The organism is Pseudomonas sp. MM213 (genome assembly GCF_020423045.1).
Classification (GTDB): Bacteria; Pseudomonadota; Gammaproteobacteria; order Pseudomonadales; family Pseudomonadaceae; genus Aquipseudomonas; species Aquipseudomonas migulae.
In genome coordinates, this window is the sequence record NZ_CP081943.1 from 2,042,645 (window position 1) to 2,058,015 (window position 15,371).

Sequence of the window (15,371 nt, forward strand, 5' to 3'; positions counted from 1 at the left end):
ACAATTCGGCGTTGTCCGGTCATTCCGTCCAGCAGCGCTACTGGACGTGCGCATCTTTGGCATATGATGCCGGCCTTCGCCTTCCCCCGATCCGGACAGGAGCCCAGATGCAGCTCAAACACAAAATCGTCGCGCTCGGGATTCTGCCGCTGGTGTTGGCAATCGCTGTCATCTGCGGGCTGGTGATTTCCCTGAACCGCCAGGTGGGTGATCAACAGGCGCAACTGATCGAAGACAGCATCCTGGCGAGCAAGCGCGCCGAACTGAAAAACTACGTGGAAATGGCGCAAAGCCTGATCGCGCCGCTGTATGACGACGGCCACGGTGACGAACACGCCCAGCAACGCGTGCTGGAAGAGCTGCGCAAACTCAGCTTTGGCATCAATGGCTACTTCTTCGTGTACGACCGCGAAGGTCGCAGCCTGATGCACGCGCGGCAGTCGGAACTGGTCGGCCAATACCTGTGGGACATGAAGGACCCGCACGGCCTGCCGGTGATTCAGGCATTGCTCAAAAGTGCGCAATCGGGCGAAGGCTTTCAACGCTACGCCTGGAACAAGCCGTCTTCCGGCCAGGTCACCGACAAGCTCGCCTACGTGGTGATGCTGGATCGCTGGGGCTGGATGCTCGGCACCGGCATATACCTTGAGGACGTCGAACGCGCGACCCAGCAGGCGCGTGACGAGGTGGCCCAGGGCATCCGCAAAACCATGCTGGCGATTGCCGCGGTGGCGCTCGTGGCCGTGCTGTTCGTGTTTGCCAGCGGCATGACACTGAACGTCAGCGAGCACCGTCTGGCCGACAAAAAACTGCAACGCCTGACCCAGCGAATCGTCAGTTTGCAGGAGGAAGAACGCTCGCGGGTTTCCCGTGAACTGCACGACGGCATCAGTCAGGTGCTCGTCTCCATCAAGTTCCAGTTCGAACTCGCCAGCCATGTGCTGGAAAATGGACAAGACAAGGGTTTGAGTATTTTAAGAGAGGCCACGGAACGACTCGGCGAGGCGATTGGCGAGGTGCGCAGCCTCTCCCACGACCTGCGCTCATCCTTGCTCGACACCCTGGGGCTGTCGGCGGCCATCGGTCAACTTGCCGAGGAATTCGAGCAACGCAGCGGCCTCACAGTGACCTATAACGACAACGAATTCGACTGCCATCTGGTCGATGGCGCGGCGGTTTCGTTGTTTCGCATTGTGCAGGAAGGCCTGACCAACATTGAACGCCATGCACAGGCAAAAAACGTTTCCATCAACCTGCACGGTTCTGAAGAATCCATCCGGCTGACGGTGATCGATGACGGTATCGGCTTCAACGTCGCCCAGGTCGAACGTGGCCATGCCGGCATCGGCCTGCGTAATATCCGTGAACGTGTCGAGCACTTTGGCGGCCGGTTCGAGCTGATCTCGGTACCGGGAAGAAGTGAGCTGGACGTGCTGCTGCCCATGAAAATGCCCGGCACAAAACGCTGATCAGACAATAAGAGTGAATGCCCGTGATTAACCTGCCCTCCCCGATCCGCGTCGCCCTGGTCGACGATCACTCCCTGGTTCGCGACGGGATCAAGGCGCTGCTGTCCGTCATGGCCCCGCTGGAAGTGGTGGGTGAAGCCGAGAATGGCGCGGACGCCATCGAGATGGTCGGACGCTGCCAGCCTGACCTGTTGCTGGTCGACATCAGCCTCAAGGACATGAACGGACTGGAGCTGACCCGGTTGCTGCGCAGCCAGTACCCGTCGCTCAAAGTGCTGGTGCTGAGCATGTACGACAATTATGAATACGTGAGCGAGTCCGTGCGTTCGGGTGCCAGCGGTTATGTGCTGAAGAACGCGCCATCACGGGAAATCATCGCCGCCATCGAAGCCATTGCCAGCGGCGGCACGTTCTACAGCGCGGAAATTGCCCAGCGGCTCATTGCTGATAAAAGTACCGACAACGAGCTGACGCCGCGTGAAAGCCAGGTGTTGTACAAAATGGCCCAGGGGATGAACAACAAGGAAATGGCCCGCGACCTCGACATCAGCGTGCGCACGGTTGAAACCCATCGCCTGAGCATCCGCCGCAAACTCAACATCGACAAACCGGCGGCGCTGGTCAAATACGCCATCGACCACGGGATCATTTCCCCATAAGCCTGCCGAACACTACCCCCTGTAGGAGCCGGCTTGCTGGCGATGGCGGTGGGTCAGCCAACCTGTTTTTTGCTGACCCTCCGCTATCGCCAGCAAGCCGGCTCCTACAGGATGGGTGTCGTTGTCGATTTTTTACTTGAGCCCACCGGAGACACCCGTGCCACCGTTGACCACCCGCGAGATTTACCAGCTATTGCGCGACGCCGCCCTGGAGGTTCGTCCCCTGCGGCTGATAGGCGAACCTTCCGCATCCGGCCTGGTGCAAGTCGACATCGAGGGTTGGCAACTGACCCTCGACGTCGACGACAACCACTTGCGCCGCTGCCAACGCTGCCTGAGCCCGGACGGCCGCGAGGGCCTGTTCGACAATTGGCAACGTTACGGCACCGACCCGGTCAGTCTGCTCAGCACCTGGGAACTGGCGCAGATAGAACGCCTGCTGACCGAGTTCAAAAACGCGGTTTGACCGCTTTCCAGTCCGGCTTGTAACGCTGCATCTGCTTCACGTCATCGCGCTGGCGGATGCCACAGGTCAGGTATTGGTCATGCAGCTTGCCCAGTTGATCGTGATCCAGTTCCAGACCCAACCCCGGCGCGCGCGTGATTTTCACGCAGCCATCGACGATCGGCAGCTTGCCGCCCTTGATCACTTCTTCATCCGGCTCCTGCCACGGGTAATGCGTGTCGCAGGCGTAATCCAGATTGGGCACCGCGGCCGCAACATGCGCCATCGCCATCAGGCTGATGCCCAGGTGCGAGTTGGAGTGCATCGACACGCCAAGACCAAAGGTGTCGCACATTTTCGCCAGCGCCTGCGTGTCGCGCAGCCCGCCCCAGTAATGGTGATCGGCGAGGACAATCTGCACGCTGTTCAACGCCACGCTACGCCGGAACTCGTCGAAGTCGGTGACCACCATGTTGGTCGCCAGCGGCAGCCCGGTGCGTTTGTGCAGCTCGGCCATGCCGTCGAGGCCCGGCGTCGGGTCTTCGTAATATTGCAGGTCATCGCCCAGCAACTCAGCCATGCGAATCGATGTTTCCAATGACCAGTTGCCATTCGGGTCAATGCGCAGCGGGTAACCGGGGAAGGCCTTTTTCAGCGCCTTGATGCACGACACTTCGTGCTCCGGCGGCAGCGTGCCGGCCTTGAGTTTGATGCTCTTGAAACCGTAGGCCTCGATCATCCGCCGTGCCTGGGCAACGATCTGCTCTTCGTTCAGCGCCTCGCCCCAACTGTCCGGTTTGTACGGCGAATCGACATGCTGCGCGTACTTGAAAAACAGGTAGGCGCTGAACGGAATCTCGTCGCGAATCGCCCCGCCCAGCAAGTCCACCAACGGCACGTTCAACGAATGCGCCTGCAAATCCAGGAACGCCACTTCGAATGCCGAATACGCATTGCTCACTGCTTTGCTGGCATGGGAGCCCGGTGCCAATTCCGCACCGGCAATGCTCGCCGGTTTGTGCGCCGCCACGGTGGCCTGGACGATGCGCCGCAGTTGATTGAGGTCGAACGGATCGAGACCGATCAATTGCGATTGCAGTTGCTGCTGGATCAACAGCGCCGGCGCATCGCCGTAACTTTCACCGAGACCGATGTAGCCATTGTCGCTCTCAATCTCGATGATCGAACGCAGCGCGAACGGCTCGTGAATCCCGCTGGCGTTGAGCAGCGGCGGATCACGGAAAGCGATGGGGGTGACGGTGACTCGTTTGATTTTCAAGAGGCTGCTCCCTTTGGACCTGAGCTCAAGGCTTGATGACTGACTGATTTCTCTGACGCTGCGATGTCGCTAGGTTGGCCGCTCAACACGCGAATGGGATCACCACGCGGGGCGGTGCGGGCAAAGAAGATCACCACCGCCGCCACCAGCGAGGTGGCCGCCAGCCCGTAGAGACCGCCCTCGATGGAGCCGGTTTTTTGTTCGAGGAAACCGAACGCTGTCGGGGCGACGAAGCCGCCGAGGTTGCCGATAGAATTGATCAAAGCGATCACCGCCGCAGCGATGCGCGCATCCAGATAGCCTTGCGGAATAGGCCAGAACAACGCCGAGGCGGCCTTGAAACCAATCGCGGCAAAACAGATGGCGACGAAGGCAAAGACCGGCCCGCCAGTGGTGGACATGAACATGCCGAATGCGGCGATCACCAGGGTCAAGGCGACCCAGGCCTGCTGGTATTTCCATTTGCTGGCCATGGCGGCGAAGCCATACATCGCGACGATGGAAATGATCCACGGAATCGAGTTGAACAGGCCGACCTGGAAGTCGCCGAGGTTGCCCATTTTCTTGATCATGCTCGGCAGCCAGAACGTCGCGCCGTAGATCGTCAGGGCAATGGAAAAGTAGATGAAACAGAACAGTGCGATCTGCTTGTCGGCGAGCAATTTGAACATCGACGGCTTGACCGTCTGCGTGGCTTCGCGGGCCTGCTGTTCGAGGGCGATGGCGCCCACCAGTGCGTCCTTTTCTTCCTCGCTCAGCCAATTCGCCTGGCGTGGATGGGACTGCAACCAGAACCAGACAAACCCGCAGAGCACGATCGAGGCGAAGCCTTCGATCAGGAACATCCACTGCCAGCCGTGCAGGCTGAAACCGCTGACGTGCAACAGCGCACCGGACACCGGCCCGGAAATCACCGAGGCAATGGCCGAGCCGCTGAGGAAGATCGCCATGGCCTTGCCGCGTTCGGTCGACGGCAACCATTGGGTGAAGTAATAAATGATGCCGGGGAAGAACCCGGCTTCGGCCGCACCGAGGATGAAGCGCAGCACATAGAAACTGGTTTCGCCGCGCACGAACGCCATGGCCATGGCCGCTGCGCCCCAGGTGAACATGATGCGCGTCAACCAGGCGCGGGCGCCGTAGCGTTGCAGCAGCAGGTTGGAGGGGACTTCGAAGATTGCGTAACCGATGAAGAACAGCCCGGCACCGAGGCCATAGGCCGCGGCGCCAATGCCGAGATCGGTTTCCATGTGACTGCGCACGAAGCCGATGTTGACCCGGTCGATGTAATTGACGATGAACATCACCACGAACAGCGGCAGCACATGGCGCTTCACCTTGGCCGCTGCGCGGGCGAGCACAGTTGGATCGGGCGGACTCTGGAGGGTATTCAAGGGGGCGACTCCCGTTCATTGTTTTTTTAGGGACGCGCCGATCATGGACGCCGACATTGATCCCGTCTAATCTAACTTGGCATTCGATTGATACCTGGATTAGATCAATGTTCGAACTGACCCAACTGCGCTGCTTCACCACGGTGGCCACCGAACTGAACTTCCGGCGCGCCGCCGAACGGTTGAACATGACCCAGCCGCCGCTCAGCCGACAGATTCAGCTGCTGGAACATCACCTGGGCGTCGAGCTGTTCACCCGCACCACCCGCAGCGTCGCCCTGACCGCCGCTGGCCGCGCCTTCTTCATCGAAGCGCAGAACCTGCTTGAACGCGCGCAGCAAGCCGCTGCCACCGCCCGGCGTTTTGCCGAGGGCGATATCGGCACGGTCAACATCAGTTTTGTCGGCAGTGCGGTGTATGAATTCCTGCCCAAGGTCATCGCCGAAGCCCGCCTCAAGCAACCGCACGTGAAAATCGACCTGTCGGAGATGAATACCTACCAGCAGCACGAAGCCCTGCGCGCCCGCCGTATCGACCTGGGGATCGTCCGCGCGCCGTTGCTGGAACCGGGATATGCCACCGAGTGCCTGGTGCGCGAGCCGTTTGTCCTGGCCGTGCCCAGCCATCATCGATTGGCCAGCGCCGAAACCGTGTCGGTCAAAGACCTCGATGCGCAACCGTTTCTAATGTACTCCCACGCCGCCTACCCACCGTTCAACGAACTGCTGACCGGCATGCTGCGCTCGGCCCGCGTCGCCCCGGAATACGTGCAGTGGCTGGGTTCGTCGCTGACCATTCTGGCGCTGGTCAACGCCGGCATGGGCCTGGCGCTGGTGCCACGGTGTGCCAGCAGCGTGGTGTTCAAGAACGTGGTGTTTCGCGATATCGACCTGGGGGAAGGTGTGCAGAGCGAGTTGCATCTGATCTGGCGCGAGAACAATGACAACCCGGCGTTTGCGATGTTGCTGGAAGGGATTCGCACGGCTGTTCGTGAAGGCTGGGGGTTGTGAGGGCTGAGCTGATTTCGTCGGTGTTTGTGCTGCCGTCTTCGCGGGCAAGCCTCGCTCCTACGGGTTTGAGTTGAAACACAATTTTGTGAACGACACCAACCCTGTAGGAGCAAGGCTTGCCCGCGAAGGCGTCCGTAAAATCGCCATCGCCGGCAATCCTTGCACCTGAAGATGTAGCGGTGAAGGTACGTCCGTCGGACACACGAAGTCGGCGGTAAATATGCGCTCCTGCCCCGTGAACCTTGTTTCAACTCCCCAGTCTTACAGCGGCGCCAATTCCTCCCCTAACCGCTGCCATCTCTTCAGAGCTGTCCCTCCATGCGCCAAACCGCCCACGCCTTGCGCTTGACTTCGCTGTGCCTGTTTACCTTGCTTTCTATTACCACCCGCCCCGCCCACGCCGGCGCGGAACGGCAACTGGTGGAAGCCATCAACGATTACCGCGCCCACCCACAGCGCTGCGAGCGGCGTCCCGCCCAACGCTTGGCACCGCTGGCGCTGAAATCGAATCTGGCCTTGCCGGTCGGCTACGGCGGCGGCTTGCGGGACCGGTTGAAAGCATCCGGTTATCAGGCAGTGACCGTGCGTAGCCTGCGCGTGGTCGGCGCGCAAGATGCCGAAGAGGCCTTCGACCTGCTGCAGAGCGATTACTGCTCGGCATTGCTGGATAGCCAATACGCCGATATCGGCGTCAGCCGCAGCCGCAGCGAATGGCAAGTGGTGCTGGCGCGGCCGGTGCTGGACAGTCAAATGAACGACGCGCGAGCCGTCAGCAAGGCGTTGCTCGCCCAGGTCAACGCCGCGCGGGCAAAACCGCGTCTCTGTGGGCGCCAGCGCTTTGCCGCCGCCCGGCCACTGGCCTGGAATGCCAGCCTCGGGGCAGCGGCGCAGGGCCACAGCAAGGCAATGGCCTATGGAAATTACTTCGCACACCGCGATCCCGACGGCGACATGCCTGCCGACCGGGCGCGGGCTGCCGGATTCCGTGGCCGCCAGATCGGCGAAAACATCGCCGCGGGCCAAGGCTCACCGAGCAAGGCAATGGCAGGCTGGCTCGCCAGCCCCGGACATTGCGCCAACCTGATGAGCCCGCTGTTCACCCAAGTGGGCGCCGCCTACGCGACGGACGCGCGCAGTGACCAAGGGGTTTACTGGACGATGTTGTTTGGAGCGCCTTGAGGCCGGTCACACCACGGCCAGCGTGATGCGTCACGCTGGCCGCCGCACCGCCCTCACCTTCCCGCTGCCACCGCCGCCGCAGAAGAACTGATCGCCGCCATCGGACTCAAGTCCCGACACGCCGACTCCGGTCGGCATCTTGATGCTGTGCAGCACTTCCCCGGTTTTGGCATCCACGCGGCGCAGCTCGCTTTCATCCCCTTCCCACGTTCCATGCCACAGTTGCCCGTCAACCCAGGTCACGCCGGTAACGAAGCGGTTGGACTCGATCGTGCGCAAAATCGCGCCGGTCTCGGGGTCGATCTGGTGGATCTTCCGGTCGCGATAGCGGCCGACCCACAGCGTCCCCTCAGCCCAGGTCAGCCCGGAGTCGTTGCCGCCACCCGGTGCCGGGATGGTGTTGAGCACTTTGCCGGTCTGTGGGTCGATTTTCTGGATGCGGTCGGCGGCGATCTGGAACAGGTGCTGGCCGTCGAAGGCCGTGCCTGCATCGGCGCTGACGTCGATTGAACGCAGGGTCTTGCCGCTGGCCGGGTCGAGGGCGATGAGTTTTTCGCCACTGGCAAACCAGACGCGCTCACCGTCCCAGGTCACGCCATGCACGCTGTCGACACCGGCGAACGGGCCATATTCACGGAGGATTTCTGCGGTTGAGTGTTTCATCTCGGTTACCTCTTCAGGGGGTCGTGGCGTTCATCCTAGTCACTCGGCAGTGGCGCCGGGAGTAACAAGGTCGTCGCGAAACCCGGTACCGGCGGGGTCATCCAGCGCCGCGCCCGGCCACGTCCGAATGGCTGCACTTTGCCGGCCGCCGCCAGCACGTCGAGTGTGCGCTGCACCGTGCGCTGGCTGGTGTCGAGCGCCAACGCCAACGCCGAACTCGACCAGGATTCGCCGTCGGCGAGCAAGGCAAACAGCGCCGCGTGTCGTTCTTCGACCGGTTGCGCCAACACCACTACGTCAGATGAAACCAGCGCCACCAGCGCAAACCCGCGTTGAGTGGCGATGACGCCCGCCAAGGGTTTCAGCGCCGCACGCAAGCGCCCGACTTCGACACGCAAGCGCGCTCGATGGGACTCGTCCGACAGCTTCAGGCGGAACGCCCGGCGGATCAGGGTTTCCCTCGATACGTCCGCCGGCCACGCTTCGGCCAACGCCCGAGCGAGGGTGAACAACACCGGGCGCCTGGCGAGGGAAACCGACATACCAACGCCACGCACGGCATAACGGCAGGCGTCCACCACCAACGCGGTCGAGCCGAGCACGGCTTCAACTTCATCCAGCCACAACGGCCGCTCTTCGCCATGGGCGATCAGGCGCGCCGCCGGGGAATTCAGGACGTTAACGGCGTTTTCGACTTCGCCGATAAGCGCCGGGACACCCGCCTCGCGTGCGACATGTTCGGCCCTCGCCAGGGCAAGCCGGGCTGTTTGCGATTGCAGGCGGCGGATGGCAATCCCCGCCACCACCAATTCATGGGCGGCGCGCAGCACCGGCGGCAACGGTGCGGGATCCAGCGCGGCCAACAGAACGTCCGCCTCGTCGAGCCGACCGATCAGCACCCATCGCCGAATCTGCAAGTACCGCGCGTGAGCGGCGTTCACTCGATCACCGTGGGCCTCAAGCGTCAGGCGTGCCGTTTCGAGCGCCTTCACTGGCCAGCCCAGGTCACGCGAAGCCAGCGCAATTTCGGCCTCGGCCACCACGCAGCGCGCCCGTGCCAACGGCTCTTTCGGCCCGAATGCACGCGCGGCGCTTTTCACCAGCGCTTTCGCCCGAACCAGATCGCCGAGCTGCGCCATGGCGATGCCGCGCAACGCGAGCGCGGGCGCATCGTCACGCAACGCCACCCGGTCAAGCGCACCGAGCGGATCACCCGCCGCGAGTGCCCGCGCTGCAGCTGTGATCAATGAGTCCATAAGAGTAGCGCCACGGTTGTCGCCCCTGCCGTTCGATAACCCTGGTTAGTCTAGTCACGCGGCAGCTGAGCACGGGGCGCGATTGTTTGCGTTTGTAAGGGCCTCATCGCCGGCAAGCCGGTCTCGCTCCTACATTTTTTGTGCAAGCCCAGCAATTCCTGTGGGAGCGAGCCTGCTCGCGATGAGGCCCCTACAAGCGCCCTGTTTTCAACAAAGACGCCGACTCAAGAACCCCAGAGCGTCCTTGAAAACCTGATGCCATTCGTCACTGGGCTTGCTCGCCAATGGATGCCAAAAAAACGCGAATTCATGACCTCCATCGTCCGCTGTAAAATGACGCCAGGCATCTGGAAGGTTCTGCTCCACGCGACACTCGTGAAACGCCCACGTGTGTCCTGTGATCGTCGAATTCCAGGTGCCCAGGTCCCGTATTACTTCGCCCCTGATACCCGCCTCTTCGAACAACTCCCGGACAGCCGCGGTGCCCGTCAACTCTCCCGGCTCCACGCTTCCCTTGACCAGTTGCAGACCTGCCAGCGGATGCCGGAACGCTAAAATTTCCAGCCGCTCGATGTTGCGTATAACCACGGGGCAAGCCTTGTCTACGCGCATGGGATGCCCGCGGGGCGCGCCTGGGTGAGCAATCTCATATTTAAAAGCGCGACCCGACGACCATCCGGCGATAACCGCTCCTGGATCTCAAACGGTACAAAACCGAGTTGCGGATACAGCAACAGCCCCGCGGTGTTTTCGTTGAAACACGAAATCTGCACTTCATTGGCCTGGTGACGATCAATCGCCAGCCCCACCATCGTTTCCACCAGAAATTTTGCCACGCCTTTCCCCCGGGCCTTGGGGGACACGATCACGTTGCCTATCGTGCACACGCCCTCACGCTCGAACTTGTAAAAGTTCGCAAAACCAATCACGGAACCGTTCTCTTCAACCACCGTTGAGTCAGAACGTTGGGCAATCGATGCCAGTAGCTGGTCGTCCGTCAGCGGGTACTGCGCCTTCGGAAACATGAAAAACAGTTCTTCAGGGGTTTTCGGGAAGTTGCAGATCGCCAGAACATCTTCAGCGCGTACGGGGCGGTGGGTGAGTGGCATGATTTGGCTCCATCCAAATATCGGGGTGACAGATTACTGATTGCAGGCTCCGGTTTGAAGTGGCTGCATGCGGACAGTTTGCCGACCCTGAAACGTAAAAAAGCCCCGTCCTCTCAGCGTGGACGAGGCTTTTCGGCAGCCGCCGCTCAATCGGCGTTCAGCAGCACCGCGTCGTGCAGCTGCGTTTGCCGTAGCGTGCTTCCTGACGTTCGCGAAAGAATGCTGAATAACTCATGACCGGCTGGTCCGGATGATTCAGCTTCATCTGCGCGACGTAGTTGTCGTAATCCGGAACGCCCACCATCAGGCGCGTGCTCTGGCTGAGGAACCTGGCGGCAAGCTGCAGTTTGCGGAACATGGCAAAAGCCTCTTTGTGGTGTTGGACGACCTCATCAAACCGCACTCATGTATCTGCATTGTGTCCGCGACCGGGGAATTTGTATGTTCAAGTGGCTGAACGAACCCGACAAACCTTCCCCCCGTTCACAGAACCAGCCTGCGGTAATCCGCCAGCACACTGCTCAGATAGGCGTTGAAACGCCCCGCCGCCGCGCCATCGATCACGCGATGATCCCAACTCAGGCTCAACGGCAGCATGTTGCGCGTCACAACCTGCCCGCCCTCCAGCGCAAGTCGCTCCGTGCTTTTGCCCACCCCGAGAATCGCGACTTCCGGCGCATTGATGATCGGCGTGAAATACGTCCCGCCAATGCCGCCCAACGACGAGATTGAAAAGCAGCCGCCACTCATCTCGGCAGCGCTCAACTTGCCCGCCCGCGCCTTTTCAGCCAGCGCCGACATTTCCCGGGCAATCGCCAGCACCCCTTTCTGATCGACGTCCTTGATGACGGGGACGACCAACCCTTCGGGTGTATCGGCGGCAAAACCGATGTGGCAATAACCCTTCAACACCAATTCGTCGCCGTTGAGACTGGCATTGAACTCCGGGAATTTTTTCAACGCGCCCGCACAGGCTTTCATCAACAACGCCAGCAACGTCAACTTGACCCCGCTGCCGGCCTTTTCCTTGTTCACCTGCACGCGAAACTGTTCGAGTTGCGTGATATCCGCGTCGTCGTGATTGGTCACGTGGGGAATCATCAGCCAATTGCGATGCAGATTGGCCCCGCTGATTTTACGGATGCGCGACAGTGGCCGGGTTTCCACCGGCCCGTACTTGGCAAAATCCACCACCGGCCAGGGCAGCAATCCGCCCAACGGCTGGGCACGGGTTTCAGTTACCGTCAGTGCGCCTTTCACATGGGCCAACACGTCGTCCTTGGTGATGCGGCGACGCAGGCCCGTGCCCTGAATGGCCTTGAGCGAAACACCCAATTCTCGAGAAAACTTGCGAACCGACGGCGATGCCAGCGGCAAGTCCGTTGGCGGATCAACCGCTTCGATGAGCAACCCTGGCGAGGCAATCGGCTGAGGTTCTATGACCGTTGCAACCGGCTCGATGCGCGGCGCCGGCGCCGCCGATAGCCCTTCACTCTCGATAAAGGCAATCGGCGATCCCTCGCTGACTTTGTCATCCAGACTGACCACCAACGATTGCAACACGCCCGTGTGCGGCGATGGAATTTCCATGGACGCTTTGTCCGTCTCGACAATGATCAGGGTCTGCCCTTCGACCACCGCATCGCCCGCCTTGACCGGTATTTCGATGACACCGACATCCTTGGCATCGCCGATGTCGGGCATTCGCACTTCATGCACATTCTTCATGACCATTTCCTGAAAATTCGACTCGACCTGAAGCCCGGCTTCAAGCGTCCCAAGGCGCGATGGCGTCAACATCAATCCCGTAGCGCGCAATCGCTTCGGCACACACGCCGGCATCGAGGCGCCCGTCCTGAACCAGTGACGTCAGGGCGCTCAAGACGATCTGATGGCGGTCCACTTCGAAAAACGCGCGCAACCGGCTGCGGGTATCACTGCGGCCAAAACCGTCGGTGCCGAGCACCGTGTAACGCGCCGGCGCGTAGCTGGCGATCAGTTGGGGCAAGGCGCGCACATAATCGGTGCTGGCAATGATCGGTGCCTTGTCGTTGAGCGATTCCTGAACGTGGCTGCGCCGCGCCGGTTGTCCCGGATGCAGGCGATTCCAGCGCTCCACCTCACGGGCCTCGCGGGCCAGTTCGGTGAAGCTGGTGACGCTCCAGACCTCGCTGTCGATGTTCCAGTCGCTGGCCAGCAACTCGGCTGCCGCGATCACTTCAAGCAGGATCGCGCCGGAACCCAACAACTGAACGCTGCCGCGTGCGTCCTCGACTTCATGCCGGGCGAACAGGTACATGCCTTTGATAATTGCCTGTTCGACGCCCTCGGGCAGGTTGGGCTGCGGGTAGTTTTCGTTCATCAGCGTGACGTAGTAGAACTCGTCGACCTGACGTTCCAGCATCTGGCGCATGCCGTGATCGAGGATCACCGCAAACTCGCCGGCGAACGCCGGATCGTAGGCCCGGCAGTTGGGCACCATCGCCGCCATCAGGTGACTGTTGCCGTCCTGGTGCTGCAAACCTTCGCCACCCAGCGTCGTGCGCCCCGCCGTGGCGCCGAGCAGAAACCCGCGGGCCCGCTGGTCCGCCGCCGCCCAAATCAAATCGCCGATGCGCTGGAAGCCGAACATCGAGTAGTAGATGTAGAACGGCAACATCGGCAGGCCATGCACCGAATAGCTGGTCGCGGCGGCTACCCAGGAACTGATCGCCCCGGCCTCGCTGATGCCCTCTTCGAGAATCTGCCCGTCGAGGGCTTCGCGATAGCTCAGGATCGAACCAATGTCCTCCGGCTCATAACGCTGGCCCACGCTGGAATAAATTCCGATCTGCTTGAACAGGCTGGCCATGCCGAACGTGCGCGCTTCATCGGCCACGATCGGTACGATGCGCGGCCCCAGTTGTTTATCCCGGAGCAAACCGCTGAGCATCCGCACGAAGGCCATGGTGGTGGACATTTCCTTGCCTTCGGCGGCAATGGCGAACCCGGCGTAACTGTTGACGTCGGGCACGGCCAAGGACGTCGACGTGGTGGGCCGCGACGGCATATAGCCGCCCAATGCCCGGCGACGCTCATGCAGGTAGCGCATTTCGGCGCTGTCGTCGTCGGGTTTGAAGAAGCTCAGCGAGGTCGCCTGTTCATCGGTCAACGGCAAATTGAAACGGTTGCGGAAGGCGATCAACGCGTCCTTGTCGAGTTTCTTCTGCTGGTGCACGGTCATCTTGCCCTGCCCGGCATCGCCCATGCCGAAGCCTTTCTTGGTCTGCGCGAGAATCACCGTGGGTTTTCTGCCCTCGCGCATCGCGCTTTGGTAGGCGGCAAAAATCTTCACCACGTCGTGGCCACCGCGTTTGAGGCGGTCGATCTGTTCATCGGTCAGGCCCTGGGCCAGATGTGCCAGGGCTTCGTTCTGGCCAAAAAACTGATCGCGGTTGAAACGCCCGTCCTTGGCGGCGAACGTCTGGAACTGACCATCGACCGTGGCGGACAGGGCCTTGACCAGCGCACCGTCGTGATCCCGGGCAAACAGTCCGTCCCAGTCAGAGCCCCAGACCAGTTTGATGACGTTCCAGCCGGCCCCACCGAACAGCGCCTCCAGCTCGTCGATGATGCGACCGTTGCCCCGCACCGGACCGTCCAGACGCTGAAGATTGCAGTTGACCACCCACACCAGATTATCCAGCCCTTCGCGTGCCGCCAGCGTCAGGGCCGACATGCTTTCCGGCTCATCCATTTCACCGTCGCCGAACACCCCCCAAACGGTGCGCCCGGCGGTGTCTTGCAGGCCACGGTGTTCCAGGTAACGCATGAAACGCGCCTGGTAGATCGAGCTGATCGGACCGATGCCCATCGAGCCGGTCGGGAACTGCCAGAAGTCCGGCATCAACCACGGATGCGGATAACTCGACAAACCCCGGGCACCATTGGCGCGCGCGCCGATCTCTTGCCGGTAATGCTGCAAGTCCTTCTCTTCGAGGCGACCTTCCAGAAAAGCCCGTGCATAGACCCCCGGCGCCGAGTGCGGCTGGTAGAACACCAGATCGCCGCCGCTGGTTTCTGTGCGCGCCCTGAAGAAGTGGTTGAAGCCCACCTCAAACAAATCGGCGGCACTCGCGTAACTGGCGATGTGGCCGCCGAGTTCCCCGTAGGCCTGGTTGGCTCTCGCCACCATGACCAACGCGTTCCAGCGCATGATCGAGGCCAGGCGTTCTTCGAGCGCCAGATCCCCCGGGAACACGGGCTGCTGCTCAACGCTGATGGTGTTGATGTAGGGTGTGCCGTGACGGGGCCGCCAATTCATCTCGCAGGTGCTGGCCAGCGTCACCAGCATGTCCATGATCTGCCGGGCCTGCCCGGCGCCGCCGTGGGCGATGACCGATAGCAAGGCATCGCGCCATTCAGCGATTTCCTCGGCATCTTCCGTGGTCTGGCCGGGTAACTGGGCATGAAGATCGGACGGGTTCATGGGCATCTCCTGCAAAAGGCTGATTCGTTATCAATGCGCGGTGTAGGGTTTGCTCGGGCCAGGCTTTTGACCTGCTCGACCGCTTCGATGACGGAGCGCTCGGTCCGGGCATCCCGGGCTATCGGGTAAATATTGATTCTGCGCTTGGGCAAATCGCGTAAAAAGCGCTTATCCAGCTCGCCAGCCACGACAAGGCAGTAATCACAGGTGGATGTGTGCGCTTCAAACATTCCTGCGCTCATCGGCGCGACATCGACCTGCATCAGTGCAATGTTTTCAAAGCAACTGAAACTGTGGTGAATCAACTCTAGATGTTCACTGCCCAGTCCAGCAGTGATCACCACAATGCGCGTGCCACTTGAGGGCTCGCGCATCCATTTCCTGGCGTTATTACGACGGTCGGCAGATCGGCTCATAGGCGTTGCCTTTCTTATTGGGTG

The 15,371-nt window shown here is 61.2% G+C and carries 15 protein-coding genes; 5 read left to right on the forward strand and 10 right to left on the reverse strand.

What is annotated here, in order from left to right; translation table 11 throughout:
- Window positions 1–107: 107 nt before the first annotated feature.
- The 3 genes from K5R88_RS09235 (at window position 108) to K5R88_RS09245 (ending at window position 2,594) form a co-directional block, all read left to right on the forward strand.
- Entirely contained in the window at window positions 108–1,469 is a 1,362-nt protein-coding gene (locus K5R88_RS09235) for a cache domain-containing protein (protein ID WP_192228366.1), read from the forward strand.
- 26 nt (window positions 1,470–1,495) lie between these two features.
- Window positions 1,496–2,128, forward strand: a complete 633-nt coding sequence (locus K5R88_RS09240) for a response regulator (RefSeq protein WP_017339266.1) — start codon at window positions 1,496–1,498, stop codon at window positions 2,126–2,128.
- A 157-nt stretch (window positions 2,129–2,285) separates the two neighbouring features.
- Window positions 2,286–2,594 carry a DUF7693 family protein gene (locus tag K5R88_RS09245; RefSeq protein WP_226299822.1) on the forward strand — a complete coding sequence of 103 codons (309 nt, stop codon included), beginning with the start codon at window positions 2,286–2,288 and terminating at the stop codon, window positions 2,592–2,594.
- Here the strand turns inward: K5R88_RS09245 and K5R88_RS09250 are convergent.
- Both K5R88_RS09250 and K5R88_RS09255 read right to left on the reverse strand, forming a co-directional pair.
- Window positions 2,578–3,852 (reverse strand): glucarate dehydratase family protein, encoded by a 1,275-nt coding sequence (locus K5R88_RS09250; protein ID WP_226299823.1) that lies wholly within the window; start codon window positions 3,850–3,852, stop codon window positions 2,578–2,580. The genes K5R88_RS09245 and K5R88_RS09250 overlap by 17 nt on opposite strands.
- Window positions 3,849–5,246, reverse strand: coding sequence for an MFS transporter (locus K5R88_RS09255; protein WP_226299824.1), 1,398 nt, complete (start codon window positions 5,244–5,246; stop codon window positions 3,849–3,851). Before K5R88_RS09255 ends, K5R88_RS09250 begins: the two co-directional genes overlap by 4 nt.
- 107 nt (window positions 5,247–5,353) lie before the next feature.
- Here K5R88_RS09255 and K5R88_RS09260 point away from each other — a divergent pair, with 107 nt between their 5' ends.
- Window positions 5,354–6,256, forward strand: a complete 903-nt coding sequence (locus K5R88_RS09260; RefSeq protein ID WP_008033861.1) for a LysR substrate-binding domain-containing protein — start codon at window positions 5,354–5,356, stop codon at window positions 6,254–6,256.
- Window positions 6,257–6,574: 318 nt separating this feature from the next.
- Entirely contained in the window at window positions 6,575–7,435 is an 861-nt protein-coding gene (locus K5R88_RS09265) for a CAP domain-containing protein (protein ID WP_008036363.1), read from the forward strand.
- 30 nt (window positions 7,436–7,465) lie between these two features.
- On the opposite strand, the gene K5R88_RS09270 is transcribed toward K5R88_RS09265, so the two are convergent.
- The 8 genes from K5R88_RS09270 to K5R88_RS09305 all read right to left on the reverse strand — a co-directional run bounded on the left by K5R88_RS09270 (window position 7,466) and on the right by K5R88_RS09305 (window position 15,347).
- Window positions 7,466–8,098 (reverse strand): Vgb family protein, encoded by a 633-nt coding sequence (locus K5R88_RS09270; protein WP_226299825.1) that lies wholly within the window; start codon window positions 8,096–8,098, stop codon window positions 7,466–7,468.
- A gap of 35 nt (window positions 8,099–8,133) precedes the next feature.
- Complete coding sequence (locus K5R88_RS09275) at window positions 8,134–9,354, reverse strand: helix-turn-helix domain-containing protein (RefSeq protein WP_226299826.1); 1,221 nt, start codon at window positions 9,352–9,354, stop codon at window positions 8,134–8,136.
- Window positions 9,355–9,561: 207 nt separating this feature from the next.
- Complete coding sequence (locus tag K5R88_RS09280; protein WP_226299827.1) at window positions 9,562–9,966, reverse strand: NUDIX hydrolase; 405 nt, start codon at window positions 9,964–9,966, stop codon at window positions 9,562–9,564.
- A complete protein-coding gene (locus K5R88_RS09285; protein WP_223480279.1) occupies window positions 9,957–10,463 on the reverse strand; it encodes a GNAT family N-acetyltransferase in 507 nt (168 codons plus the stop codon). Before K5R88_RS09285 ends, K5R88_RS09280 begins: the two co-directional genes overlap by 10 nt.
- Window positions 10,464–10,620: 157 nt before the next feature.
- Entirely contained in the window at window positions 10,621–10,821 is a 201-nt protein-coding gene (locus tag K5R88_RS09290) for a YbdD/YjiX family protein (protein WP_008033844.1), read from the reverse strand.
- Between the two features lie 125 nt (window positions 10,822–10,946).
- Window positions 10,947–12,191, reverse strand: coding sequence for a dihydrolipoyllysine-residue acetyltransferase (locus K5R88_RS09295; RefSeq protein WP_226299828.1), 1,245 nt, complete (start codon window positions 12,189–12,191; stop codon window positions 10,947–10,949).
- A 40-nt stretch (window positions 12,192–12,231) separates the two neighbouring features.
- Window positions 12,232–14,931 (reverse strand): alpha-ketoglutarate dehydrogenase, encoded by a 2,700-nt coding sequence (mdeB, locus tag K5R88_RS09300; protein ID WP_207284614.1) that lies wholly within the window; start codon window positions 14,929–14,931, stop codon window positions 12,232–12,234.
- A complete protein-coding gene (locus K5R88_RS09305; RefSeq protein ID WP_223435164.1) occupies window positions 14,928–15,347 on the reverse strand; it encodes a hypothetical protein in 420 nt (139 codons plus the stop codon). The genes mdeB and K5R88_RS09305 overlap by 4 nt, the downstream gene beginning before the upstream one ends.
- Between the last annotated feature and the right edge of the window lie 24 nt (window positions 15,348–15,371).

Bases quoted from the DNA above. Each gene is read 5' to 3' on its own strand.
- K5R88_RS09235 (WP_192228366.1), top strand. From the start codon at position 108: ATGCAGCTCAAACACAAAATCGTCGCGCTCGGGATTCTGCCGCTGGTG.
- K5R88_RS09260 (WP_008033861.1), top strand. From the start codon at position 5,354: ATGTTCGAACTGACCCAACTGCGCTGCTTCACCACGGTGGCCACCGAA.
- K5R88_RS09265 (WP_008036363.1), top strand. From the start codon at position 6,575: ATGCGCCAAACCGCCCACGCCTTGCGCTTGACTTCGCTGTGCCTGTTT.
- K5R88_RS09270 (WP_226299825.1), bottom strand. From the start codon at position 8,098: ATGAAACACTCAACCGCAGAAATCCTCCGTGAATATGGCCCGTTCGCC.
- K5R88_RS09275 (WP_226299826.1), bottom strand. From the start codon at position 9,354: ATGGACTCATTGATCACAGCTGCAGCGCGGGCACTCGCGGCGGGTGAT.
- K5R88_RS09280 (WP_226299827.1), bottom strand. From the start codon at position 9,966: ATGCGCGTAGACAAGGCTTGCCCCGTGGTTATACGCAACATCGAGCGG.
- K5R88_RS09285 (WP_223480279.1), bottom strand. From the start codon at position 10,463: ATGCCACTCACCCACCGCCCCGTACGCGCTGAAGATGTTCTGGCGATC.
- K5R88_RS09290 (WP_008033844.1), bottom strand. From the start codon at position 10,821: ATGTTCCGCAAACTGCAGCTTGCCGCCAGGTTCCTCAGCCAGAGCACG.
- K5R88_RS09295 (WP_226299828.1), bottom strand. From the start codon at position 12,191: ATGAAGAATGTGCATGAAGTGCGAATGCCCGACATCGGCGATGCCAAG.
- mdeB (WP_207284614.1), bottom strand. From the start codon at position 14,931: ATGAACCCGTCCGATCTTCATGCCCAGTTACCCGGCCAGACCACGGAA.
- K5R88_RS09305 (WP_223435164.1), bottom strand. From the start codon at position 15,347: ATGAGCCGATCTGCCGACCGTCGTAATAACGCCAGGAAATGGATGCGC.